Raw genomic sequence first — 23,554 nt, forward strand, 5'->3', positions numbered from 1 at the left:
CAGAGCCCTTTTCTGCGAAAAGGGATCCGACCCCAGGGCATCGGGGTCGGATCCCACCCGACGGGTAGGCTCTGACCCCTCAATAAAGATCCGTCGGATCCACATCCAGCGACCAGCGCACCTTGCGTGCTTCCGGCAGCGCATACAGCTGCGGTACCAGTTGCGAAAGCACCCCGTGCAGCGGTGGCCGCTGCGCGGCAGACAGCAGCAGCTGGGCGCGCTGGTAACCTGCGCGCCGTGGCATCGGCGCCGGCATGGGTCCATAGGCTTCCACCACGTCCTGCTCGCCCAGCAGCTGTCGCGCTGCCAGCAGGAATGCATTGGCATGCTCCACCTGCTGCGCTTCGGCGCGCATCAGCGCCAGATGCGCGAACGGCGGGAATCCTGCGGCCTGGCGCTGGTTCAACTCGGCCTGCGCGAACGGGTGGTAGCCACCGCTGACCAGGGTCTCCAGCAGTGGGTGCCCCGGGTGATGCGTCTGCAGCCAGACTTCGCCCGGGTCGCGCGCGCGTCCGGCGCGACCGGCGACCTGGATCAGCTGCTGCGCCAGTTTCTCGCTGGCGCGGAAGTCGGCCGAGAACAGGCCCTCGTCGATGCCGACCACCACCACCAGGGTCAGCTTGGGCAGGTCGTGGCCCTTGGCCAGGATCTGCGTGCCGACCAGGATGCCGGGCTGGTCGCCCAGTTTCGCCAGCTGTTGTTCCAGTGCATCGCGTCGCGAGGTGGTGCTGCGGTCGATGCGCACCACCGGGAAGTCGGCGAAGGCGGCGGTGAGATGTTCTTCCAGGCGCTCGGTGCCGATGCCCTGCGGTTGCAGCGCCAGACTCCCGCACGCGGGGCATGCCAGCGGCGCCGGTTGCCGCGCACCGCAGTGATGGCACTGCAGGCGACGACCGCCGCCATGCACGGTCATCGGTGCATCGCAGCGGTTGCATGGCGCGGTCCAGCCGCAGTCGTGGCACAGCAGTACCGGCGCATAGCCACGGCGGTTCTTGAACACCAGCACCTGCTGGCCGCGCTGCAGGTGCTCGCCGATGCCGGCCAGCACGTCGGCCGAGAGGCCGTCATGCAATGGTCGCTTGCGCACATCAAGGATGCGCACGCGCGGTGGCCGCGCATCACCGGCACGCTGCTTCAGGCGCAGGTGGGTGTAGCGCCCGGCATAGGCGTTGTGCAGCGTCTCCAGTGAAGGCGTAGCGCTGCCCAGCAGCACCGGAACGCCCAGCGCCTTGCCCCGGACCAGAGCGAAATCGCGTGCGTGGTAGCGGATGCCGTCCTGCTGCTTGTAGCTGCCGTCATGCTCCTCGTCGACGATCAGCAGGCCGGCCTGCGGCAGCGGCGTGAACACCGCCGAGCGGGTGCCGACGATCACCCGTGCCTCGCCGCGCGAAGCCGCCGCCCAGACCCGGGCGCGCTCGTTGTCGTTCAACCCCGAATGCAGTGCATGCACGGCGATGCCGAGGCGGCCGCGGAAGCGTGCCAGGGTCTGCGGGGTGAGGCCGATTTCCGGCACCAGCACCAGCGCCTGCTTGCCTTGGGCCAGGCAGTGGATGATGGCCTGCAGGTAGACCTCGGTCTTGCCGCTGCCGGTTACGCCATCCAGCAGGAACGGTTGGAAGCCCTCGACTGCGTTGATCGCCGCCACGGCCTCTGCCTGCTCCGTGTTGAGGGTGGGGCCAGGCAGTGGCTGCGCGTGCTGCGGAGCGACGCGCAGCGCCACGCGTTCGGCCAGCTCGCGCTTGGCCAGGCTGCGCGCGGCGGTGCGCCAGTCGTCCATGCGTTCGCCCAGCACGTCCTCATCGACGATGGCGTCGGCCAGCAGCTCGGCCAGCTGCCGGGGGCGGCTGCCGGCGCGCAGTTTTTCGCGCTGGGCGCGGCCTTCGGCGGTCAGCTGCCAGCCCCAGTGATGGGTGTCGGGCAGGGCGTCGCCATGGCGCAGCGGGCCCGGCAGGGCGGTGCTCAGCACCTCGCCCAGTGGCGCATGGGTGTAGCGCGCCAGCCACTGCAGGCTGTGCCACAGCTCGCCCTGGAGCAGCGGTTGCGGGTCGCACCAGGCCAAGGCCTGGCGCAGTCCCTGGCCGTCATCGGTCTGGCCGTGCCTCACCACTACGCCGACCAGCTCGCGGTTGCCGAACGGCACCTTCAGGCGGCAGCCGACCGCGACCGTGGGGCCATCGCCCTCTGGTGACAGGTAGTCGAACAGGCGCGGCAGCGGGACGGGCAGGGCGACCTGCAGGGTCGGAATGGGTGAAAGCATCGGGCCAGTGTAACGGGCCATGCGCGCGCGGATGGCAGGGGCCAGAGACTGCCGGGGGGCCTCCGTCGAATCATAAATGTCACCTAAATATCGGTGTCCATTGGAGATTCAGTCTTATCCACATGTTCTGTGGATAACGTTGTGTGTTACCGGTCGACGGGAACGCAGGAGGCCGATGGCGACGAGCTCACGCTTGGGTTGGTCAAAAAATCGCCACACTTCAAAGTCATTCAAAATCAACAACTTGAGTGTGAAACATTGCTGAAACAGAGTGAATTCAGCTGGATGCCGCAGTTTTCCCCAAGGCGGGCGTGGTGCTGTGCACAACCTGCAGCACGAAGTGCCGGCGCGCGCAAGTCCTACGGGTGCCGATGGGCTGCCGCTATCATGCCGGCAGACCTTTGGAGTGACCGATGACGGCTGTGCCCGCCCCTGTTTCCTCGACCGCGGCCGGCGCGCTGTCGGCGTTCCTGCGTGGCGTCGAGCGCCGCGCCCTGGTGGTGGCTGAGCTGCAGTGCGGCGATGCCGCGCGAGCCGAGCAGACCCTGGTGGCGGTGATGCGCGCCTTCGCCGCGGTCGCCAGCGACCTGCCGATGGCGCAGTGGCCGACCCGCTTCTGGACCCTGCTGGGCCAGCGCCAGGCGCTGCGCGAGCCGGTGGGCGGCCAGTGGCTGCCGCCGTTGGCCGCGCTGGGCGAGATGGGGCCGCTGCCGCGCCTGGCATTCCTGCTGCGGGTGGGCGGCAGTCTGGACGAGGGTATCGCCATGCGCGTGCTCGACCAGGACGAAGCGGGCTACCAGCACCTGCTGGCTGATGCCTGCCCCCGTGATGCGCACGGCCAGCCCGATGCGTCGGCATGGCGCCAGCTGGCCGAACAGGTGCAGCTGCGCATCCGCGACCTGCCGGCCAAGCGCCTGCAGCAGCTGCAACAGCCGGCTGCGTCGGCCGCCAGCAATGAAGCTCCCGCGACCAGCTGGCGCGCACCGCAGCGCGATGATCGTGCGGCCGCCCAGGGCAAGCGGCGGCGTCCCAATGCCAGGCCGCGCTGGCGCGGCCCGGTGATCCTGCTGGTGACGGTGGCGGTGCTGTTGGCCGCGGCACTGGGCTGGCGCTACTGGCAAGGACATTCATCCGGTAGCGACGCTCCACTGCCGGAAGGGGTAGTGGGCGAAGCTGGCCCGGTCACGGTGGAAGCGCTTCCGCCGAGCAAGGTCAATGCCACGCCGGATGCGACCCCGGCCCAAGCCTCCGACGACGCCATGATGCTGGCCGACCGCGACTATCCGCTGGTGGCCGATGCCGATCTGTATGCCTGGACCGCCGCCGGCGGCCCGTTGCCGGTGGACGAATCGCAATCCAGGCCGAGCCGGCCCGAGCCGGCCAGCGCCACGCTGGAAACCGCTGCCGCCGATGAATAAGACCCTGTTCGCCAGCCTGCTGCTGGCCCTGCCGTTGGCGCTGTCCGCCGCGCCGCAGACCTTGAGCGTGCCGCTGCCGCCGCCAGTGCCGGGCAGTTCACCGGCGGCTCCCGCTCCGGCCACCACAAACACGACGCCCGCTGCGTTCACCCAGCTCGACGCCCAGCAGCAGCGTCAGCGCCGTGCCGACTACGCGGCCTGGCGCGCCCTGCCGGAGAGCGAGCGGGAGCGCATCCGGCAGGCTGCGGCGCGGTTCAATGCGCTGCCGGCGGACCAGCAGCAGCGCCTGCGCGAGCAGTTCCAGGCGCAGGACCAGGCCTTCCGCGAGGGCTGGCGGCTGGGCCCGCAGCTGGGACTGGAGTTCCCCAAGCTGCACGGCCTGTTCGGCTTCGTGCCACCGGAACAGCGCGAGGCCGCGCTGGCCGTGCTGCGCCAGCTCAGCCCAGCGCAGCTGGCCCAGCTGACCCTGGTCGCGCAGCGCACGCCACCGCAGGAGCGTGACACGGTGCGAGGCGCGTTCCTCGCCGTGCCGGCCGCCGAGCGCGATGCCTGGCTCAAGCGCCAGGCGGGTCAGTAAGCAAAGGGGACGGAGGGGATTAAGCCGTGTTCGGCACGGTCGTGCTTGAAACGACTTAATCCCCTCCGTCCCCTTTTCTGTTCGTAACGCGATCACAACGCGTGATGCCGCGGCCTGCCGGAACCCAGCATTCACGCCATGTCATGGGAATGCGCGCGCTGCGCGCGTAAGATGACCGGCCGCAACCCGGTGCCTGTGCCCTTCGCGCGCAACCGTAGTTCGCGTCAAGCACCTTATGTCTACTGCAACCTCCACGCCGCGCTTCAGCAAGGAAGTCGGCGCCACCGGTCTGCTCGCCCTGCCGCTTGTGCTCGGGCATGTGTCCACCGGTCTGATCTCCTTCGTCGACAACGTCATTGCCGGCCACCACGCCACCGCGACCCTGGCCGCGGTGACCATCGGCACGGCGCTGTTGTGGCTGCCGATGCTGATCCCGATCGGCACCCTGATCTCGCTCACCGCCTCGGTATCGCAGCTGCACGGCGCCGGCCGCGAGCGCGAGATCGGCCCGCTGTTCCGCCAGGCACTGTGGCTGGCGCTGGGGCTGGGGCTGATCATGTTCACCTTCCTCACGGTGGTGCCGCCGCTGCTGCCATCGTTCGGCATCGCGCCGGACATCGTGCCGGGGGCGACCGCGTTCCTGCACGCGGTGCGCTGGGGCGGGCCCGCGCTGACCCTGTACTTCTGCATGCGTTACCTGAGCGAAGGCATGCACTGGACGTTGCCGACCATGCTGCTCGGCTTCGGCGGCCTGCTGGTGCTGGCGCCGATGGGCTACGTGCTGGCCAACGGCAAGCTCGGTTTCCCGGAACTGGGTGCGGAAGGCCTGGGCATCGCTTCGGCGGTGATGATGTGGCTGCAGGCCACGGCGTTTGCCCTCTACCTGTGGCGCACCAAGCGCTTCGCCCACCTGCAGCTGTTCTCGCACTTCGAAGGACCGCGCTGGAAGGCGATCTGGGACCTGCTGCGCACCGGCCTGCCGATCGGCATTACCGTGCTGATGGAAGGCGGCCTGTTCATCGTCACCGCGCTGCTGATCGGCCGTCTGGGTGCGAATGAAGCGGCCGCGCACCAGATCGCGATCAACGTGGCGCAGCTGTGCTTCATGATCCCGATGGGCGTGGCCGAGGCCACCACCGTGCGCGTCGGCCATGCGGTTGGCCGTGGCGATGGCTTCGGCGTACGGCGTGCGGCCTGGGCCGGCTACGCGATCATCATGGGCACGCAGACGCTGTCGGCGGCGGTGCTGCTGTTCGGCCACGATGCCATCGTCGGTGTCTACACCAACGACCTGGCGGTGGCCGGCCTGGCCTCGACGCTGCTGCTGTACGCGGCCACCTTCCAGTTCCCGGATGGCATCCAGGTACTGTCGGCCGGCGCGCTGCGCGGCCTGAAAGACACCCGCGTGCCGATGTTCATCGCCATGTTCGCGTACTGGGGCCTGGGCATGCCGCTCGGCGCCGGGCTCGGCCTGGGCATGGGCATGGGCCCGCAGGGCATGTGGATCGGCCTGATCGTTGGCCTGACCGCCGCTGCCATCCTGATGGGCTGGCGCCTGCGCCGCAGCAGCCTGCGCATCGGCCAGTCGATGTTGTCCTGACCTTTGCGCCCGCCATGCCGACCCATGGCGGGCGATCCCCTGACTTGTGTCCGATGCTGCATCACGCGGCACCGGCTATGCTGGTACCACGGCAAGAAGCCATCCGGAGCGTTCCATGAATCAACCCGTGCCCCCGCTGCCCCCGGCGCGTCGCAACCCCGTCGCCAGTTTCTTCATCGGGCTGTGGGACGTCATGAACTTCACCCGCCGGTTGATCCTCAACCTGCTGTTCTTCGGCCTGCTGTTCCTGCTGCTGGTGATGTTCGTCATCGCGGCGGGCATGGGTGCCGGTGCCAGCAAGTCACTGCAGGATCGCACCACCCTGGTGATCGCCCCGGAAGGTCGCCTGGTCGAGCAGTTCAGCGCCGACCCGGTCAGCCGTGCACTGGCCAAGGCGGTGGGCGACAACGGCGCCGAAGAGATCCAGCTGCGCGACCTGCTGCGGGTGATCGAGTCGGCCAAGGAAGACAAGAAGATCGAGCGCGTGGTGCTGGAGCTGGACAAGCTGCAGCCGTCCGGCTTCGCTTCGCTGCGTGAAGTGGCCACCGCGCTGCAGGACCTGCGTGCCTCCGGCAAGCAGCTGGTGGCCTACAGCGAGAGCATGGGCCAGTCGCAGTACCTGCTGGCCGCACAGGCCGACGAGGTCTACCTGGACCCGATGGGGTCGGTGGTGCTCGAGGGCCTGGGCCGCTACCGCCAGTACTTCCGCACCGGCCTGCAGGACAAGCTGGGCGTGGACGTGCACCTGTTCAAGGTGGGCGAGTACAAGTCCGCGGCCGAGCCGTACGTGCTCGATGCGGCCTCGCCGGCCTCCAAGGAAGCCGACCTGTTCTGGATGAACGACGTGTGGCAGCGCTATCTGGCGGACATCGCCAAGGCGCGTCGCCTGGACCCGGCACAGCTGGCCGCCGGCATCGACACGCTGCCGGAAGGCATCGCCGCCGCCGGTGGCGACCTGGCCAAGTTCGCCCTGCAGCAGAAGCTGGTGACCGCGCTGAAGACCCGCGAGGAGTTCGAGGATCTGATGATCGAGCGCGGCGTGGCCGATGACGATGCCGACGGTGGTTTCCGCAACGTCGACTTCGGCACCTACCTGGGCCAGCTCGATGCGCGCCGCAACCCGGTGGACAACCGTCCGCAGGTAGCGGTGGTTGTGGCCGCCGGCGAAATCAGCGGCGGCGATCTCCCGGCCGGCCGCATCGGTGGCGAATCGACCTCGGCGCTGCTGCGTGCCGCGCGTGACGACGAGAACGTGAAGGCGGTGGTGCTGCGCGTGGATTCGCCGGGCGGTGAAGTGTTCGCCTCCGAGCAGATCCGCCGCGAAGTGGTGGCCCTGCAGGCCGCCGGCAAGCCGGTGGTGGTGTCGATGGGCGACCTGGCCGCCTCCGGTGGCTACTGGATCAGCATGAATGCCGATCGCATCTATGCCGATCCGTCGACCATCACCGGTTCGATCGGCATCTTCGGCATGGTGCCGAACTTCAGCCGCGCGCTGGACAAGATCGGCGTGCACACCGATGGTGTCGGCACCACCCGTTTCGCGGGTGCGTTCGATGTCACCCGCCCGATGGATCCGGCCGTTGGCCAGGTCATCCAGTCGGTGATCAACAAGGGTTACGCCGACTTCACCGGTCGCGTCGCCGACGCCCGCAAGAAGCCGGTCGAGGCCGTCGACGAAGTGGCACGTGGCCGCGTGTGGAGCGGTGCGCAGGCCAAGGAACGTGGCCTGGTCGATGCCTTCGGTGGCCTGAAGGATGCCGTGGCCGATGCCGCCAGCCGCGCCAAGCTGGGCAAGGCCGATGCCTATCGCGTGCGCTACATCGAGAAGGCGGCAACGCCGTTCGCGCAGTTTGTCAGCGGTTTCGCCGGCAGCCGTGCCGGCGCCTGGATGCTGTCCGACTCGGGCATGGCGCGGATGGTGCTGGCGCGCACGATGCCGGAAGTGGATACGCAGCTGCGCTTTGTCGAGAACGCGGCGCGCGAGAAGGGCAACGGCACGCCGGTGAAGGCGCTGGCCTACTGCTTCTGCGGGTTCTGATCGGCAACGGTGACGAATGAAAACGCCCGGCCCTGGCCGGGCGTTCTCGTTGGTGGGGGTCGGATCCCTTTGCCCCGCAAAGGGCTCTGACCCCACAGGTCACTGCGTCGCGTCGGCCTCGGCCTTGCGTTCGCGTGCGGCGGCTTCTTCCACCGCTTTCTGCGCGCCCTTGGCGCGGTCCAGCGGTTCCTGCATCGCACGCGACATCGCTTTGGGCACCGGTGGCTTCTCCGGGTTCGGCGTCGGCGGCCGCTGGCAGGCCACCAGCAGCACGCCGGCCAGCAGGGACGAGAACAGGGTCAGGATGCGCATGGCGGCTCTCCGCAGTGGGCGTACGTGCAGTGTCGCATCCTCGGCAGAGGGCCGCCGTGAGCGCGTATCCTTGCCGCATCGAAATGCAGCGGGCGCGGCCCCGGAGGAAACATGACCCAGCAACGGTGGCGCCTGGACGGGCAGACCGCCCTGATCACCGGTGCCAGCGCCGGTATCGGCCTGGCCATCGCGCACGAACTGGCCGGCTTCGGCGCGGACCTGATGATCGTCGGGCGCGATATCGACATGCTGGAGACCGCGCGCGACGAGCTGCTGGATGTGTATCCGCAGATGCAGGTGCACGCGCTGGCCGCCGATGTCTCCGACGACGAGGACCGCCGGCAGATCCTGGACTGGGTGGAAGACCACAGTGATGGCCTGCACATCCTGGTCAACAACGCTGGCGGCAACGTCACCAAGGCGGCCACGGAGTATTCAGAGGACGAATGGCGGAAGATCTTCGAGACCAACCTGTTCTCGGCGTTCGAGCTGTCGCGCTACGCGCATCCGCTGCTGGCTCGCCACGCATCGTCGTCGATCGTCAACGTCGGCAGCGTGTCCGGCCTGACCCATGTGCGCAGCGGCGTGGTCTACGGCATGAGCAAGGCCGCGATGCACCAGATGACCCGCAACCTGGCCGTCGAGTGGGCCGAGGATGGCATCCGGGTCAATGCAGTGGCGCCGTGGTACATCCGCACGCGGCGGACCTCCGGTCCGTTGTCGGACCCGGATTACTACGAGGAAGTGATCAACCGCACGCCGATGCGTCGTATCGGCGAGCCGGAGGAAGTGGCCGCCGCGGTGGGCTTCCTGTGCCTGCCGGCAGCCAGCTATGTCACCGGGGAGTGCATCGCGGTGGATGGCGGCTTCCTGCGCTACGGGTTCTGATCTTTCAGCGGGTAGTGCCGGCCGCTGGCCGGCAACTGCAATCATCTGAAGATCCTGTGGTTGCCGGCCAGCGGCCGGCACTACCGGGTGGCGGTCACCCCGGTACCGGGCAGTTGCTGGCCTCCAACACCGCCTGCAGCCGCTCGCGTTCACCGCGCGCGGTATCGCGGTTTTCCGGTGCGGCGAAGCGTTCACGGCCGCGGGCATCGCGGAAGCGCTGCTGCCAGCTGCCGCATCGCTGTGCTTCGGGAAGTTCCTCGCAGCGGTCGCGCACGACTTCGCAGCCGGCCGCGTTCATCGGCGTGACCCCGCCCAGGCCCTGCACCGTCATCGGTTCGCAGCGACCAGGTGATGCCTCGTACTCGTGCAGATAACCACCGCCCTGTCCGTCGGTGCACTGGAAGATCGGGGGAAGCGGCGGCTTCGGTGGACCGTTGCCTGCTTCGGCACGGGCATCGGCATCACGGCGCAGGGTCGCACTGTCGAGAATCTGGTTGGCACCTTCGCGTTCAACCATTCCCGCTTCCATGATGGTGCGTCCTTCGTCCGCGCGTCGTGGTTTCGCTGGGGCCGCAGGGGCAACGGCCGGTCCGGCCGGCACCGGCGCGGGTGTTTCGACGGGGGCGGGTGCAGGTTCCGCAGCCACAGGTGCAGCGGCAGCCGGCTGCGGGTTGGCCGGGCCGGGCACGCGCAGCACCTGCTGCTTGCTGCGGGTGGGGCACGGCGTGCGCTGCAGGGTAGGGACGTCACTACTGCTGGAGGTACAGCGGTAGATCACGCCCTCTTCGGCCAACGCGCTTCCGGGCAGCAGCGCCAGAAGCAACCAGATCAGTCTGTTCATGCTCACAGCGTACAGGCTGCGCTCAACGCTGGCAGTCGCGTGACAGGCGCGCGTCGATGCCACGCTGTTCGTTGCTGATGGCGGTGCGCTCGCTCTGCAAAGCGCTGTTGTAGCGACGGTCCAGTTCCCAGCGGCGGTCGCGCAGGCGCGCACAGACCTCCTGTGGCGGCAGCGCGTGGCAGCTGTCGCGCACCAGCACGCTGCCGGCCGGGACCTGCACGCCTACGCCGACGGCGGGCGGCCGGTAACCTGCACCCTCGCCGACGGGCGGACCGATCGGTGTGCCGATGGCCGGGCGCGGACCCGGGTACGATGGGCCCCGATGCCCGTGTGGCAGCCAGACGCTGGTCCACAACGGCACCCAACGCGGATTGCCCTCGTTGCTGTCGCTGGTATAGCGCTGGCCATCGTCGCGCACGCATTCGTACAGCGGCTGCGGCGGCTGGATGTAGACGTGGCGGACCTCGCGGTCACGCATCACCGGAGATTCGTCCGGCGGTGCGGGGGCCGCATCGCTGCGCACCACCCGCGGCGCTGGATCGCGCGGGCGCTGCAGGTCGCGGACTTCCTGGCGGCCGCTGTTGCAGGGCCTGTCCTGCAGGGCCACGGCGCCGTTGCTGGCGACGCAGCGGTAGACCCGCACATCCTCGGCCGCCGGTGCCGTCGATGGCAGCAGCAGGCACAGGCCCAAAGCGGTGCGCAGCAGGTTCATGACGGCAGGGTGCGCGATTGTCCGGGGCAGCGCAATCGGCCGCTCAGGAGCGCAGCACGTTGCCGCTGAGCGCGTCGCGGATCGGGGTGGGCTGGGCCAGGCCGCCGGTTTCGCCATCCAGGATGCCATCAAGCAGGCGCAGCAGGCGTGGATCCAGTTCTTCGCGGCGGCGCGCCGGTGGTTCGCCGGCCAGGTTGGCGCTGGTGGAGACCAGCGGGCCTCCCCAGGCACGGCAGAGTTCGGCCACCAGCGGGTGGGCGCTGATGCGCACGGCGATGCCGCTGTGCTCCCCGGTGACCCACGGCTGGGCACGGGGTCCGGCCGGCAGGATCCAGGTGTTGGCGCCGGGCCAGCTGGCCAGCACCGCGCGCTGGCGTGCGTCCGGCAGGGCCTGCAGGCGCACCCAGCCTTCCAGCTGCGCCAGATCGGCCGCGACCAGAATCATGCCTTTTTCGATCGGGCGCTGTTTCAGTCGCAGCACCATGTGCACCGCCGCCTCGTGCGAAGGGTCACAGCCCAGGCCCCAGACCGCTTCGGTCGGGTAGGCGATCACGCCGCCCGCACGGAGCGTGGCGACAGCAGAGTCCAGGGTGAGTTCTTTCATGGCGGCGACCGGCCCGGCGTGGGCCTTCATTATCCCCCTGCTGCGTGCAGAAGGGGTGGTCGGCGCGGACGGTAGGTGCGGACCGTTGGTCCGCACACCTTGCCCCTCATCCACGCATGGCGTGGATCTACTTCTTTGCGGCGGCCTTCTTCGCCGGGGCCTTCTTCGCGGCGGCCTTCTTTACTGCTTTCTTGGCCGCGGCCTTCTTGGCAGGCGCTTTCTTTGCAGCGGCCTTCTTCGGCGCGGCTTCCTTCTTCACTGCCGCCTTCTTGGCCGGGGCTTTCTTCGCGGCGGCCTTCTTGGCACCGAAGCCCTTGCGCACCGGCTTGCCGGTTTCTTCCATCAACTGCTGCACTTCAGCCAGGGTCAGCGACGCCGGTTCGCGATCCTTGGGGATCTTGCCGTTCATCCTGCCGTCGCTGATGTACGGGCCGAAGCGGCCGTTCAACACCTGGATGTCGCTGCCCTCGAACTCCTTGATGATCCGGTTGCGCGCGATCTCTTCCTTCTCTTCGATCAGGAACACGGCGCGCGCCAGGTCGATGGTGTACGGGTCGTCCTCCTTCTTCAGCGAGGCATAGGTGCTGCCGCGCTTGGCGAACGGGCCGAAGCGGCCGATGCCGACGCTGACCGGCTCGCCGTTGTCCTCGCCCAGTGCGCGCGGCATCAGGAACAGCTCCAGCGCGTCTTCCAGGGAAATGGTGTGCATCGACTGGCCGGGGCGCAGCGAAGCGAACTTCGGCTTCTCCTCGGCATCTTCGGCGGTGCTGCCGATGGCGGCATAGGGCCCGAAACGGCCCAGCCGCACGCTGACCGGCTTGCCGGTCTTGGGGTCGGTGCCGAGCTCGCGCGCGCCACTGGCCTCTGCGCGGTCGACCGATTCCTTCTTGTCTTCGACCAGTTCCTTGAACGGTTCCCAGAAGCGCGACATCAGCGGGATCCAGTCTTCTTCGCCACGCGAGACGGCATCGAGCTCGTCTTCAAGCTTGGCGGTGAAGTCGTAATCCACGTACTGGGTGAAGTGGCTGGACAGGAACTTGGAAACCGCGCGGCCCACATCGGACGGGCGGAAGCTGCGCCCTTCCATTTCCACGTACTTGCGGAACAACAGGGTCTGGATGATCGAGGCGTAGGTCGAGGGACGGCCGATGCCGTACTCTTCCAGCGCCTTCACCAGCGCCGCTTCGGTGTAGCGCGGTGGCGGCTGGGTGAAATGCTGTTCGGCTTGGATGCGTTCCAGCGGTACGCGGTCGCCGGGCTTCATCGCCGGCAGCTTGCGGCCTTCGTCCTCGTCCTCGGCACTCTTGTTGTCCTTGCCTTCCTCGTACACGGCCAGGAAGCCGGGCACGACCACGGTGGTGCCGCTGGCGCGGAACACGTGTTCGCTGCCGGCCGACAGGTCGACGCTGACCGTGTTGAGCGTGGCCGGAATCATCTGGCAGGCCACTGCACGCTTCCAGATCAGCTCGTACAGGCGGCGCTCGTCGTCGGTGAGGAAGCGTGCGACCTGGGCCGGGGTGCGCAGGGCCGAGGTCGGGCGTACCGCTTCGTGCGCTTCCTGGGCGTTCTTCGACTTGGTCTGGTAGGTGTTGGGCTGGTCGGGCAGCGAGGCGATGCCGTAATCACGGGCGATCACGTCGCGGATCTCGGCCAGCGCATCCTGCGACAGGTTCACCGAGTCGGTACGCATGTACGAGATCAGGCCGACGGTGCCTTCGTCACCAATCGCCACGCCTTCATACAGCTTCTGCGCCACCTGCATGGTCTTGCGGGTGGTGAAGCCGAGCTTGCGCGAGGCTTCCTGCTGCAGGGTGGAGGTGGTGAACGGCGGCGCCGGGCGGCGCTTGCGCTCCTTGCTGGCCACGTCGGTGACGTGCAGCGAGCCCTGCGCGGCCTGCTGGATGCGCATCCGCGCCGCTTCAGCGATGTCGCCATCGGTGATGGTGAACTGCTCGAACTTCTGCCCGTCCAGCTTGATCAGCTTGGCGTTGAAGTGCTGCGACGGGTGCGCGCACTCGGCGGCGATCGACCAGTACTCGCGGGCGATGAAGGCTTCGATCTCTTCCTCGCGCTCGACGATCATGCGCAGCGCCGGGCTCTGCACGCGGCCGGCGGACAGGCCGCGCTGGACCTTGCGCCACAGCACCGGCGACAGGTTGAAACCGACCAGGTAATCCAGCGCGCGGCGCGCCTGCTGGGCATCGACCAGGTCGCTGGCGATCGCGCGCGGCTGGCTGATGGCTTCCTTGATGGCGCGCGGGGTGATCTCGGTGAACACCACGCGCTGCATCGGCTTGTCCTTGACCAGCCCGCGTTCCTTCAGGATCTCGGCGATATGCCAGCTGATCGCTTCACCCTCGCGATCCGGGTCGGTCGCCAGCAGGATGTCGTCGGCGCCCTTGGCGGCCTTGGCGATCGCATCGACGTGCTTCTCGTTCTTGTCGATCACGTCATAGTGCATGGCGAACCCGTTGTCCGGGTCGACCGCGCCTTCCTTCGGAATCAGGTCACGCACATGCCCATACGAGGCCAGGACGGTGTAGTCCTTGCCGAGGTATTTGTTGATCGTCTTGGCCTTGGCCGGCGATTCGACGATGAGCAGGTGCTTGGGCATGGCAGCAGGGTCTGTGGGGCGAACCGTGGGGAAGGGGCCGCTAGGGTGGAGCAAATGGCCGCATTAGTGAAGCGGCCACGCGCAAATCCATAAACTGAACGCCCGGTAATGTGCCGGGCGTTCAGGTTTCACCTTATTAGAGGAATCACGCCCGGCCAGCCCGTGTCAAGCAGCCAGCCGTGAGGATGGCCGTTCAGGAGGCCATCTTGGCGATGAAGCCGACCGCGAACACCAGCAGCGCCAGGCCCACCAGCGACAGTACCGCGGTCAACACCAGTACCAGCACGGTGACGGTGCCCAGCTCGCGGCGCTGCAGGTGGGGCTGGTCGGTGTAGGCCCAGCGGTCGACCACCAGAGTGTCGCAGATCATGTCGTGCAGGCCCTGCTTGCGTTCGGTGAAGGCCGCCATCAGGAAGCCGATGCCGAGGGTGAAGCTGCTCAGCAGCATGGCCCAGTAACGACCGAACGCGCGGGCCTTGGTCAGGCGCTCGCCGTTGCCGCGGACGACCTTGATGCCGACCGCCATCTTGCCCAGCGTGGCGCCGCCCTTCGAGGCATGGAACCAGGTGTAGTACGCCATGCCGATGCAGAGGTTGATCAGGGCACTGGCCAGCTGGGCCACGATCTCGATGGCCGATTCGCCACTGCCCACCGCGCCCATGCTGGCGCCCAGGATCGCACCGAGGATGGCCCCGATGATGCTGCCGGGGATGACCAGCACGAAGTAGTCGATCATGTAGGCCGCCACGCGCTTCCAGAAGCCTGCGTAGACCACTTCACCGCCCACCACAGGTTGTGCGTGGCCACCGCTGCCGACGGCGGCTGGAGCGCTGTATGGCGAGCTGCTGAGCGCGCCGGTGCCGGGCAACGGTGCGGTGCCGCTATCGATGGCGGCATAGTCGCTGCGCAGGTCGAACCCGCCGCTGCTGGTGGCAGTGCTGGCATCGGCCAGCGTCTGCAGGCCGAGCTCGTCGACCACCTGGCGCAGTGCAGCCCACTGGGCCATGCCCTCGCGCCAGACCAGGGTGTCCAGGTTCAACTGGCCGCGCTGGAAGCGCTGGCGGATCTCCTGGACCGGCAGCGGGCCCTGGCGTTGCTGTCCTTCGGCGTAGTACCACTCAGTCATTGCATGTTCCCTGTTGAATCATCCTTGGAGTTGCTGGCGTGCGCGTGGCTCAGCCGCGGCACGTCGGCGGCAGGTACTTGTCGTTGCTTTCGCCACTGCATTCCCAGCGGCCGCTGTCGCGATCATATTCCAGCCACAGCAGGTCGCCGTCGATGCCCTTGCCTGGTACCGCCAGCGTTGCTTCGATGCCGCAGTGACCGTTGTTGAAGCGGCCGATGTTCACCGCCGACAGGCCCGCGTTGGCGAAGTCGCCCGGGGCCGGGAAGCCGGCGTCATTGGCACCCGGGCAGCGGCCTTCGTCATCGGCGAAATGCTGCACCTGGTCCTTCAGCGGCTGCAGCGCGGCCACGGCGCCGGCGACTTTGCTGCGCACGGTGTAGTCGTTGTAGGCCGGCAGCGCGATGGCGGCCAGGATGGCCACGATCGGGACCAGTACCAGCAACAGGGCACCACCGATGATGGCGGTCAGCGCACAGCCGGACAGCTTCTTTTTCGGTGCCGGCAGGACGGTGGCCGATGCACTGGCGGCGTAGGGCGTGGACGGCGGCAGTACCGGCGGCTGCGGCGGAGGCGGTGCGACGGGTTCCGGTTCCGGTTCGGGTTCGACCGGCGGTACGGCGGCGTCCAGCGCCGGCACGATCAGGCCGAGTTCGTCCACGACGGTGCGCAACGGCTGCCATTGCGGCAGTCCGTCGCGCCACACCAGGGTGTCCAGGGTGATCTGGTTGTTGCGGAACAGCTCGACCAATTGTTCCGCCGGCAGCGGACCTTGCTGCCGGTTGCCTTCTGCATGGAACCACTCGCTCACGGGGACGCTCCTGAATGCGCTATGCCCCCAAGTGTACGGTCAGTGCAGGGGTTCTGGCTCGTCCATGAACATCTGCGTCTCCATCCAGGCATAGGCCGCTTCGGAGCCAGGCTGGTTGAACAGCACCATCAGTACGACCCATTTCAGGTCGTCCAGGTCCAGTTCGTCCTGGTCCAGGGCCATCGCCCGGTCCAGCACCAGTTCGCGCTGGTCGGCGTCGAGGATGCCGTGCTGTTCCAGGTACAGCAGGAAGCCGCGGCATTCCACGTCCAGCTTGTCCAGCTCGGGGCCGTGGTAGACGCGCACGGGGCCGTCGACCCGTGCCTGGGCCACGCTCGGCCGCTGCGCGGCCAGGGCGTCGAGCCAGTCGAACGCCTTGTTGATCTCGGTTGGGCTGAAACCGGCCTGGATCAGGCCGTTCTGGAGCGAATCGCGGTCACGGATCAGGTCCGCGTCTTCGCTGAAATAGTGTTCAAACAGGTACAGCAGTACGTCCAGGATGCTCTCTTTCATTGCCCCTCGGCCTGCGTCGCGCGACGCTGTGGAGGTGAAGAAACTAGGGAGTTCGACAGTAGCGGCCGTGTACGCACACCACGATTCCCGCCAGTTCCATGGCCAGCAGCATGGAGGACACCTGGGGCGCCGTCAATCCACAGCGTGTGATCAGTGAATCCATACTGCTTGGGTCGTGGTCCAGGGCCCGCCACAAGCACTGGTAGTCAGGGTCGTCGGCCCAACGCGCCGGCAGGAGCGCCGGCGGTGCCTGTTCAGTGGGGGTGCCCAGCCGTGATTGCAAGCCCGGCAGCTGCTGGCGAAGGGCAGGGGCCAGCAGTTCCAGCACTTCCTCGGGGCGCTCGACCAGTGCGGCCCCTTCACGGATCAGCCGGTGGCAGCCCGCTGCGCGTGGGTTGAGTACCGAGCCGGGCAGGGCACAGACTTCACGGCCCGCCTCGGCAGCCAGCCGTGCGGTGATCAGGGCGCCGGAGCGTTGCGCAGCCTCGACCACCACCGTCGCCAGCGCCAGCCCGGCCACCAGACGGTTGCGCGCGGGGAAGTGGCCCGGGCGTGCCGGTGTGCCGGGCAGGTACTCGCTGAGCACCGCGCCCTCGGCGGCGATCCGCCCCTGCAACCGTTGGTGGCTGTCCGGATAGGCCCGATCAGGGCCGGTCCCGATCACCGCCACGGTGCAGCCGCCTGCCTCCAATGTGGCCAGATGGGCGGCCGCGTCGATGCCGGCCGCCAGGCCACTGGTTACGGCCAGTCCGGCCTCGACGAAGCAGCCGGCAAAGCGCGCGGCCAGCGCGCGTCCTCCCGGGGTTGGCGAGCGGCTGCCGACCAGCGCCACCGAGGGGCGCCAGGCCAGGCTCGGATCGCCCGCCACGAACAGCGCCAGTGGCGGGTTCGGGACGTCCAGCAGGGGCGGCGGAAAGGCCGCATCGGCAAAGGACAGCAGATGGTGGTCGTCGTCTTCCAGCCAGTGCCGCGCCACGGTCCAGGCGCGGGCGTCGGGGTGTTCCAGTGCAGCGCACTGCTCTGGCGTGCAACCGTGCGCGCGCCAGGTCGCGGCGCCCTGCGCGATCGCGGCCTCCGCGCTGCCCGCGGCCCGCAGCAGGGTCCGCCGTGGCGCCAGCGCGCCGCCTGCCATCACCAGGCGCAGCAGCGCCTCATCAGCTTGCTTGGTCATTCCCCCACTATCGAGCGCATGCAACAAAGGCGCCCTAGGGCGCCTTCGCATGTGGCTGTCAGACTTTGCCGGAGACCGCCCCTGTAGAGTCGACTGTCACTCGACTACCGCGCGCAGCGCGGGCGCTTTCGGGGGGCGGTGAAGAGCAGTCGACCAACAGTCGACTCTACCGCGCGTCCGGGTGCAGGGCGTTGTACCCCACGCGCACCGGCTTCACGCCCTGCATCACCAGCGCGTAGCTGACATTGTCGAAGGTGCGGAACACCATGGCATGCGCCGCGTACTCGTCCGGCAGCGAGACCCGGCCGGCGCCGGTGCTGAGCGAATCGTCCGTGCGCGACGAGTTCGGGTACTTCATGCGGTGCGCCACATGGCGGCCCGGGCGCCACAGCGAGAACACGGTTCCATTGTCCACGCCCTGCGTGCGACCAGCCGAGATCGCGATCACGTCGCGGGGGCCGCCGGCGGTGAACATATCGGTGACGGCCAGCACGCGTACGTCGACGCCCTCGACGCCTGCGGCGGGGACATGGGGCACGAACTGCAGGTCGTACGGCCTGGCCTCGATCGGCACCAGGCGGTCGCCGGCACGCACCTCGCGGCCGCCTTCGTTCTTGTCCAGCACCAGGGTGGACGCCTCGACCTTGCCTCCGGCGACATGGGTGATGGTGCCGGTGGCGACCTGGGCCAGCTCATAGCCGAGCACGCCGCGGCGGTGGTTGGGGGCGCTGTAGGCGCGCCACAGGTTGCCGCTGCCCGGGGTGACGTCGCCGTTGGCGGTCAGGTCCTCGGTCGGCTTGGGCTGGGCGTAGCGCACGGTCGGGCGGACAACCGCCCAGCGCTGGCCTACCTGGGCGTCAGCCAGGCGCACATAGACGGCGTGGCCGCTGGTGGCACGCAGGCGTTCCTCTTCCAGGCCGGCCACGTAGGGCAGCTGCTCGATGCTGTCGACCACGCTCAGCTGCTTCAGGAACGGCTCGACCTGGGCCAGCGGAATGGCGTCGATCGGGGCCTCCTGGCGTGGGCCGGGCCGGGCCGCCACGGTCACCCGGTCCAGGTAGGCCAGGCTCAGGACGTCACCGGGATAGATCAGGTGCGGATTGGCGATCTGCGGATTGGCCTGCCAGATCTCCGGCCACAGCCACGGCTTCTGCAGGAAACGTGCGGCGATATCCCACAACGTATCCCCTTTTCGGACCACATAGGTGTCCGGGTGCCCGCCATTCACTTCCACGGCGGTAGCATAGGCAGCCACGGTCAGCATCGCCGCGGCGACGACCGTACGAAAACGAAGCAACATAGGTGTGAAGCCCTGATTCCCCAACAGGTCCGCGCACTATAGTCCAGAAACCGGGGCGCAAGGCAAGCGTTGGAGCTAGAATCTGCGACGTATGCCGGCGTGCCGGCCCCCTATCCGGAAACAGCCATGGCCCTTCTCCCCATTCTCGAGTTCCCCGATCCGCGCCTGCGTACCAAGGCCGCGTTGATCGAAGCTGCCGAAGTCACCACGCCGGCCTTCCAGGAACTGATCGACAACATGTTCCTGACCATGTACGACGCCCCGGGCATCGGCCTGGCCGCCACCCAGGTGGACGTGCACAAGCGCTTCATGGTCATCGACGTCAGCGAAGAAAAGAATGAACCGCATGTGTTCATCAATCCGGAAATCGTCGCCAAGGACGGGGGCCGGGTGTACCAGGAGGGCTGCCTGTCGGTTCCGGGCATCTTCGCCGACGTGACCCGTGCCGACACCATCACCGTGAAGTACCTGGACCGCAACGGCCAGGAACAGCAGATGGAGGCTGGTGACGTGCTGGCCACCTGCATCCAGCACGAGATGGATCACCTGGACGGCAAGCTGTTCATCGACTATCTGTCGCCGCTCAAGCGCGAGATGGTGCGCAAGAAGCTGGCCAAGCAGCGCAAGCACGTGGCGTGATCGCCAATCCGGGCCACCCTTCGGGTGGCCCGTGCCTGCGCGGCTCGCGCGGGCTCTACGGCGCCGGCCGACGGCGCCGTTTTCTTTCCTGCACGAATCCATCCTGCAAGTGGGGTAGCCATGAGGATTGTCTTTGCCGGTACGCCGGAATTCGCGGTGTCGTCGCTGCGCGCGGCTGCGCGCCACCATGAGGTCGTGGCCGTCTATACCCAACCTGATCGCCCGGCCGGCCGAGGCCGTGGCCTGGCGCCTTCGCCGGTCAAGCTCGAAGCCGTGGCCCGTGGCATTCCGGTCTACCAGCCGGAGTCGCTGAAGGACGCGGTCGCCCAGCAGCAGTTGCGCGACCTGCAGCCGGACCTGATGGTGGTGGTGGCCTATGGCCTGATCCTGCCCAAGGCAGTACTGGCCATCCCGACCCATGGTTGCTGGAACGTGCATGCCTCGCTGCTGCCGCGCTGGCGCGGCGCTGCGCCGATCCAGCGTGCGATCCAGGCTGGTGACGCGAAGACCGGGGTGTGCCTGATGCAGATGGAGGCTGGCCTGGATACCGGCCCGGTGCTGCTGCACCAGGAGCTGCCGATCGCCGCTATCGATACCGGTGGCCAGCTGCACGACAAGCTGGCCGAGCTTGGTGCCCAGGTGTTGTCCGATGGCCTGGGCCTGCTGCGCGCGGGCATCAAGCCGATCGCGCGACCGCAGCCGGAACAGGGCGTGACGTACGCGCACAAGCTGGACAAGGCCGAAGCCAGGCTGGACTGGGCGCAGGACGCCGACGCGCTGGCGCGTGCCGTGCGCGCGTTCAATCCGTGGCCGATCGCCGAGGCAACGCTGGCTGGCGAACGCGTGCGCATCCATGGCGCGGTGGCGCTGGAGGCAGACCACGGTCAGGTGCCGGGCACCGTGCTGGCCGCCGGCCGCGACGGCATCGACATTGCCTGTGGCCAGGGCGCGCTGCGCCTGCGCGTGCTGCAGCGTGAAGGCGGCAAGGCGATCACCGCTGCCGATTACCTCAACGCTCGCCGCGACCTGCGCGTGGGGGCATAAGCGGTGTCCAAGCAGAACGATTTCTCCGTCGCCAAGGCGGCACCGGGCGCGGCCACGCGCATGCTGGCCGCACGCGTGCTGGCACAGGTGTTCACCCGTGGCCGTTCGCTGAAGGCCGAACTGGCCTGGGCGCTGCCGAAGCTGGCCGACAGCCGCGACCGCGCGCTGCTGGAAGCCCTGTGTTTCGCTGTGCTGCGCCGTCGCAGCACCTATGATGCGGCCTTGCAGGCCTGGATGCAGAAGCCGCTGTCGGCGCGCGATGCCGACCTGCGCACGCTGCTGATGGTCGGTTTCGCCCAGCTGGACGTGCTCGAACTGCCTGCGCACGCAGCGCTTTCGGCTACGGTCGATGCGGCGCGCGCGCTGGGCCGTGAGCGCCAGGCAGGCCTGGTCAACGCGATCCTGCGCCGCGCCCAGCGCGAGGGGTTCCCCGAGCAGCCTGCGCGCGACGCCTTCCCGGAATGGTTGGCTGATGCGATCGAACGCGACTGGCCGGCGCAGGCCGAAGCGATCTTCAGCGCCAGCCTGCAACCCGCGCCCTTGTGGCTGCGTGCCAACCGCCAGCACGGCGGTCGCGACAAGGCCCTGGCGACGCTGGCCGAGGCCGGCATTGCCGCTGAAGCCACTGCACTGTGCGCCGATGCGTTGCGCCTGGCGACCCCCGTTGCCGTGAACCAGCTGCCGGGCTTCGGCGATGGTGCACTGTCGGTGCAGGACCTGTCGGCGCAATGCGCGGCCGATGCGCTGGCACCCGCGACCGGCGCCCGCGTGCTGGATGCCTGCGCGGCACCCGGCGGCAAATCGGCGCATCTGCTGGAGCGTGACCCGAGCCTGCGCCTGCTGGCGCTGGATATCGACGCGCGCCGTCTGGCCCGGGCACGTGACACTTACACCCGCACCGGTGTGGGCGAGCATGCGCAGACCCTGGTCGCCGATGCCAGCGATCCCGGTTCGTGGTGGGACGGCGTGCCGTTCGACGCGATCCTGCTGGATGCGCCATGTTCGGCCACGGGCGTGATCCGCCGCCAGCCGGATGTGATGTTCCACCGTCGCGCCGAGGACGTCGATGCACTGGTGGGCGTGCAGGCGCGCCTGCTGGAAGCCTGCTGGTCGATGCTGCGCCCCGGCGGCGTGCTGCTGTACGCCACCTGCTCGATCCTGCGCGCCGAGAACATCGATCAGGTGCGTGCGTTCCTGAAGTGGCACCCGGACGCGGTGGCGCAGCCGCTGGGCGATGCGTTCGGCGTGGATTGCGAAGGCGTGGCACGCCAGCGACTGCCTGGTGACAACGATGCTGACGGTTTCTTCTACGCGCGTCTGATAAAAGCAGCCTGACCCCCCGCTGCCGTTTCGAGTCCCATGCTGAAGACCCACGCGTCGCGCCAGACGTGGTTGTTCGTGGTGGTGGCCCTGCTGGTGCTGGGGGCCGGGCTCGGTCTCCGCGATCCGTGGCCCTCTGACGAACCACGCTTCGCGCTGGTGGCCAGGCAGATGGTCGACAGCGGTTACTGGTTGTTCCCGCATCGCGGTACCGAGCTGTATTCGGACAAGCCGCCGATGCTGATGTGGTGGCAGGCCTCGCTGTATGGCCTGGTTGGCCACTGGCGCGTGGCCTTCCTGCTGCCCTCGCTGCTGGCCGCATTGGGCACGCTGTGGTGCATGGTCGATCTGGGGCGCCGGCTGTGGACGCGGCAGGTCGGGCTCTGCGCGGGGTGGGCACTGCTGTTCGCGCTGCAGTTCACCTTCCAGGCGAAGAAGGCGCAGATCGATCCGCTGCTGGTGCTGTTCATCACCCTGGCCAACTATGGCCTGCTGCGCCACCTGCTGCTGGGCCCGGCCTGGCGCTGGTGGTGGCTGGGCTGGTTCTTTGCCGGTATCGGGGTGATCACCAAGGGCGTGGGCATGCTGGCGCTGCTGATGATCGTGCCGGCGGCCATCGCTGCAGCCCTGCAGTGGCCCCGTGTTTCCCTGCACGCACGCGATGGCCGCTTCTGGCTGGCACCGCTGGCCTTCCTGCTGGCGATATCGCTGTGGCTGGCGCCGATGCTGCTGGCCGCGCTGGGCACCGGATCGGACGAGTACCGCGGCTACATCAACGACATCCTGGTGCGGCAGACGGCCCGCCGCTACACGCAGTCCTGGGACCATCACCAGCCGTGGTGGTACTTCTTCGGTGTCATGCCAACGATGTGGATACCCGCGTTCCTGGCGCTGCCATGGGCGATCCCGGCGTGGCGGCGGCGCCTGTGCCGCCGCGATCCACGCTACCTGCTGCCGCTGGCGTGGTGGTTGCTGGTCGTGCTGTTCTTCTCGATTCCCCAGGGTAAGCGTGATGTCTACATCCTGCCGGCGCTGCCGATGTTCTGCCTGGCGCTGGCGCCGCTGCTGCCCGGGCTGCTGAAGCGGCGCGATGTGCAGCGCGTGCTGGGAGGGTTTGCCGCGTTGCTGGCACTGGGATTGAGCCTGATCGGGGCGCTCGCGTTGCTGGGTGATCCGCGCTTCGAGGTGAACCTTGCCCATGGACGCGGATTGCCGCCCGGCGCGACCGATGCATTGGCGTGGGCGGCGCTGGCGATGGCGATCTGGTCGGCGTTGAGCCTGTGGGCGTGCGGGCGCCGACGTCGGCACGTTGCCTTGGTCTCTACCCTGGCCGGGGTATGGGTGCTGTATAGCCTGGTCGGTTATCCGGTGTTGAACGATTCCAGCTCGGCCCGTGGCCTGATGCGTGAGGTCAGCGCACGCATCGGTCCGCAGGCCGAGCTGGGATTGGTGGCATGGAAAGAGCAGAACCTGCTGATGGCCGATCGCGCGGCGGCCACCTTTGGATTCGAAGCGCGTTGGCATCAACAGCTGCAGGCGGCCGTGCGCTGGCAGCGGCTGGTTCCGCAGCACCGCTGGCTGCTGGTGAACGAAGATGCGATGCAGGCCTGCATTGACCGTGCGCAGGCCGAAATGGCAGGCATTTCCAATCGTCGCCGCTGGTGGCTTGTGCCTGCCGATGCGGTCGCCGGCACCTGCCGGCCGTCGGCGGCGGAACTCGAGCACGAGCGCCGCCTGCAGGGGCCCGGCCTTACCGATTAAGCGTTCGGGCA

20 protein-coding genes are annotated in these 23,554 nt (G+C 68.2%); 9 read left to right on the top strand and 11 right to left on the bottom strand.

What is annotated here, in order from left to right; translation table 11 throughout:
- Positions 1 to 79: 79 nt before the first annotated feature.
- On the bottom strand, positions 80 to 2,257 hold the full coding sequence (locus AC5P6X_RS04015; RefSeq protein ID WP_049450436.1) for a primosomal protein N': 2,178 nt from the start codon (positions 2,255 to 2,257) through the stop codon (positions 80 to 82).
- A gap of 413 nt (positions 2,258 to 2,670) precedes the next feature.
- Between AC5P6X_RS04015 and AC5P6X_RS04020 the strand changes: the two genes are divergently transcribed.
- The 4 genes from AC5P6X_RS04020 to sppA all read left to right on the top strand — a co-directional run bounded on the left by AC5P6X_RS04020 (position 2,671) and on the right by sppA (position 7,890).
- On the top strand, positions 2,671 to 3,675 hold the full coding sequence (locus tag AC5P6X_RS04020) for a hypothetical protein (protein WP_049450295.1): 1,005 nt from the start codon (positions 2,671 to 2,673) through the stop codon (positions 3,673 to 3,675).
- The gene (locus AC5P6X_RS04025; RefSeq protein ID WP_049450297.1) at positions 3,668 to 4,252 is read left to right on the top strand and encodes a DUF3106 domain-containing protein; all 585 of its coding nucleotides are present in this window, start codon (positions 3,668 to 3,670) and stop codon (positions 4,250 to 4,252) included. Before AC5P6X_RS04020 ends, AC5P6X_RS04025 begins: the two co-directional genes overlap by 8 nt.
- A gap of 235 nt (positions 4,253 to 4,487) precedes the next feature.
- Positions 4,488 to 5,852: an MATE family efflux transporter gene (locus AC5P6X_RS04030; protein ID WP_049450298.1), complete on the top strand. Its 1,365-nt coding sequence runs from the start codon at positions 4,488 to 4,490 to the stop codon at positions 5,850 to 5,852.
- Between the two features lie 115 nt (positions 5,853 to 5,967).
- Complete coding sequence (gene sppA, locus AC5P6X_RS04035; protein ID WP_005411204.1) at positions 5,968 to 7,890, top strand: signal peptide peptidase SppA; 1,923 nt, start codon at positions 5,968 to 5,970, stop codon at positions 7,888 to 7,890.
- Positions 7,891 to 7,989: 99 nt separating this feature from the next.
- On the opposite strand, the gene AC5P6X_RS04040 is transcribed toward sppA, so the two are convergent.
- Positions 7,990 to 8,202, bottom strand: a complete 213-nt coding sequence (locus tag AC5P6X_RS04040; RefSeq protein ID WP_005414610.1) for a hypothetical protein — start codon at positions 8,200 to 8,202, stop codon at positions 7,990 to 7,992.
- Positions 8,203 to 8,313: 111 nt separating this feature from the next.
- Here AC5P6X_RS04040 and AC5P6X_RS04045 point away from each other — a divergent pair, with 111 nt between their 5' ends.
- The gene (locus AC5P6X_RS04045; RefSeq protein WP_005411202.1) at positions 8,314 to 9,090 is read left to right on the top strand and encodes an SDR family oxidoreductase; all 777 of its coding nucleotides are present in this window, start codon (positions 8,314 to 8,316) and stop codon (positions 9,088 to 9,090) included.
- A gap of 94 nt (positions 9,091 to 9,184) precedes the next feature.
- Here AC5P6X_RS04045 and AC5P6X_RS04050 read toward each other — a convergent pair whose 3' ends face one another.
- The 9 genes from AC5P6X_RS04050 to AC5P6X_RS04090 form a co-directional block, all read right to left on the bottom strand.
- On the bottom strand, positions 9,185 to 9,931 hold the full coding sequence (locus AC5P6X_RS04050) for a hypothetical protein (protein ID WP_049450302.1): 747 nt from the start codon (positions 9,929 to 9,931) through the stop codon (positions 9,185 to 9,187).
- A 22-nt stretch (positions 9,932 to 9,953) separates the two neighbouring features.
- Entirely contained in the window at positions 9,954 to 10,643 is a 690-nt protein-coding gene (locus AC5P6X_RS04055) for a DUF4124 domain-containing protein (protein ID WP_049450303.1), read from the bottom strand.
- Between the two features lie 43 nt (positions 10,644 to 10,686).
- Complete coding sequence (tsaC, locus tag AC5P6X_RS04060; protein ID WP_005411199.1) at positions 10,687 to 11,277, bottom strand: L-threonylcarbamoyladenylate synthase type 1 TsaC; 591 nt, start codon at positions 11,275 to 11,277, stop codon at positions 10,687 to 10,689.
- Positions 11,278 to 11,374: 97 nt separating this feature from the next.
- The gene (locus tag AC5P6X_RS04065) at positions 11,375 to 13,861 is read right to left on the bottom strand and encodes a DNA topoisomerase I (protein ID WP_329757042.1); all 2,487 of its coding nucleotides are present in this window, start codon (positions 13,859 to 13,861) and stop codon (positions 11,375 to 11,377) included.
- 193 nt (positions 13,862 to 14,054) lie between these two features.
- Complete coding sequence (locus AC5P6X_RS04070) at positions 14,055 to 14,987, bottom strand: RDD family protein (RefSeq protein ID WP_005411197.1); 933 nt, start codon at positions 14,985 to 14,987, stop codon at positions 14,055 to 14,057.
- A 49-nt stretch (positions 14,988 to 15,036) separates the two neighbouring features.
- Complete coding sequence (locus tag AC5P6X_RS04075; RefSeq protein WP_088435849.1) at positions 15,037 to 15,795, bottom strand: pilin; 759 nt, start codon at positions 15,793 to 15,795, stop codon at positions 15,037 to 15,039.
- 39 nt (positions 15,796 to 15,834) lie between these two features.
- Entirely contained in the window at positions 15,835 to 16,308 is a 474-nt protein-coding gene (locus tag AC5P6X_RS04080; protein WP_005411195.1) for a DUF494 family protein, read from the bottom strand.
- Positions 16,309 to 16,351: 43 nt separating this feature from the next.
- Positions 16,352 to 17,479 carry a DNA-processing protein DprA gene (gene dprA / locus AC5P6X_RS04085; protein WP_088435848.1) on the bottom strand — a complete coding sequence of 376 codons (1,128 nt, stop codon included), beginning with the start codon at positions 17,477 to 17,479 and terminating at the stop codon, positions 16,352 to 16,354.
- Positions 17,480 to 17,645: 166 nt separating this feature from the next.
- On the bottom strand, positions 17,646 to 18,779 hold the full coding sequence (locus tag AC5P6X_RS04090) for a LysM peptidoglycan-binding domain-containing protein (RefSeq protein WP_005414604.1): 1,134 nt from the start codon (positions 18,777 to 18,779) through the stop codon (positions 17,646 to 17,648).
- Positions 18,780 to 18,905: 126 nt separating this feature from the next.
- Between AC5P6X_RS04090 and def the strand changes: the two genes are divergently transcribed.
- From def to AC5P6X_RS04110, 4 genes are all read left to right on the top strand, one after another.
- Positions 18,906 to 19,418, top strand: a complete 513-nt coding sequence (gene def, locus AC5P6X_RS04095) for a peptide deformylase (protein WP_005411192.1) — start codon at positions 18,906 to 18,908, stop codon at positions 19,416 to 19,418.
- Positions 19,419 to 19,538: 120 nt separating this feature from the next.
- Positions 19,539 to 20,462: a methionyl-tRNA formyltransferase gene (gene fmt, locus AC5P6X_RS04100; RefSeq protein ID WP_149501343.1), complete on the top strand. Its 924-nt coding sequence runs from the start codon at positions 19,539 to 19,541 to the stop codon at positions 20,460 to 20,462.
- A gap of 3 nt (positions 20,463 to 20,465) precedes the next feature.
- On the top strand, positions 20,466 to 21,797 hold the full coding sequence (rsmB, locus tag AC5P6X_RS04105; protein WP_059035547.1) for a 16S rRNA (cytosine(967)-C(5))-methyltransferase RsmB: 1,332 nt from the start codon (positions 20,466 to 20,468) through the stop codon (positions 21,795 to 21,797).
- Positions 21,798 to 21,821: 24 nt separating this feature from the next.
- Complete coding sequence (locus AC5P6X_RS04110) at positions 21,822 to 23,543, top strand: ArnT family glycosyltransferase (protein ID WP_329757043.1); 1,722 nt, start codon at positions 21,822 to 21,824, stop codon at positions 23,541 to 23,543.
- The last annotated feature ends 11 nt before the right edge of the window (positions 23,544 to 23,554 follow it).

The sequence above is a fragment of the Stenotrophomonas sp. YJH_SMC_40 genome, assembly GCF_059368615.1.

Bases quoted from the DNA above. Each gene is read 5' to 3' on its own strand.
- AC5P6X_RS04015 (WP_049450436.1), bottom strand. From the start codon at position 2,257: ATGCTTTCACCCATTCCGACCCTGCAGGTCGCCCTGCCCGTCCCGCTG.
- AC5P6X_RS04020 (WP_049450295.1), top strand. From the start codon at position 2,671: ATGACGGCTGTGCCCGCCCCTGTTTCCTCGACCGCGGCCGGCGCGCTG.
- AC5P6X_RS04025 (WP_049450297.1), top strand. From the start codon at position 3,668: ATGAATAAGACCCTGTTCGCCAGCCTGCTGCTGGCCCTGCCGTTGGCG.
- AC5P6X_RS04030 (WP_049450298.1), top strand. From the start codon at position 4,488: ATGTCTACTGCAACCTCCACGCCGCGCTTCAGCAAGGAAGTCGGCGCC.
- sppA (WP_005411204.1), top strand. From the start codon at position 5,968: ATGAATCAACCCGTGCCCCCGCTGCCCCCGGCGCGTCGCAACCCCGTC.
- AC5P6X_RS04040 (WP_005414610.1), bottom strand. From the start codon at position 8,202: ATGCGCATCCTGACCCTGTTCTCGTCCCTGCTGGCCGGCGTGCTGCTG.
- AC5P6X_RS04045 (WP_005411202.1), top strand. From the start codon at position 8,314: ATGACCCAGCAACGGTGGCGCCTGGACGGGCAGACCGCCCTGATCACC.
- AC5P6X_RS04050 (WP_049450302.1), bottom strand. From the start codon at position 9,931: ATGAACAGACTGATCTGGTTGCTTCTGGCGCTGCTGCCCGGAAGCGCG.
- AC5P6X_RS04055 (WP_049450303.1), bottom strand. From the start codon at position 10,643: ATGAACCTGCTGCGCACCGCTTTGGGCCTGTGCCTGCTGCTGCCATCG.
- tsaC (WP_005411199.1), bottom strand. From the start codon at position 11,277: ATGAAGGCCCACGCCGGGCCGGTCGCCGCCATGAAAGAACTCACCCTG.
- AC5P6X_RS04065 (WP_329757042.1), bottom strand. From the start codon at position 13,861: ATGCCCAAGCACCTGCTCATCGTCGAATCGCCGGCCAAGGCCAAGACG.
- AC5P6X_RS04070 (WP_005411197.1), bottom strand. From the start codon at position 14,987: ATGACTGAGTGGTACTACGCCGAAGGACAGCAACGCCAGGGCCCGCTG.
- AC5P6X_RS04080 (WP_005411195.1), bottom strand. From the start codon at position 16,308: ATGAAAGAGAGCATCCTGGACGTACTGCTGTACCTGTTTGAACACTAT.
- dprA (WP_088435848.1), bottom strand. From the start codon at position 17,479: ATGACCAAGCAAGCTGATGAGGCGCTGCTGCGCCTGGTGATGGCAGGC.
- AC5P6X_RS04090 (WP_005414604.1), bottom strand. From the start codon at position 18,779: ATGTTGCTTCGTTTTCGTACGGTCGTCGCCGCGGCGATGCTGACCGTG.
- def (WP_005411192.1), top strand. From the start codon at position 18,906: ATGGCCCTTCTCCCCATTCTCGAGTTCCCCGATCCGCGCCTGCGTACC.
- fmt (WP_149501343.1), top strand. From the start codon at position 19,539: ATGAGGATTGTCTTTGCCGGTACGCCGGAATTCGCGGTGTCGTCGCTG.
- AC5P6X_RS04110 (WP_329757043.1), top strand. From the start codon at position 21,822: ATGCTGAAGACCCACGCGTCGCGCCAGACGTGGTTGTTCGTGGTGGTG.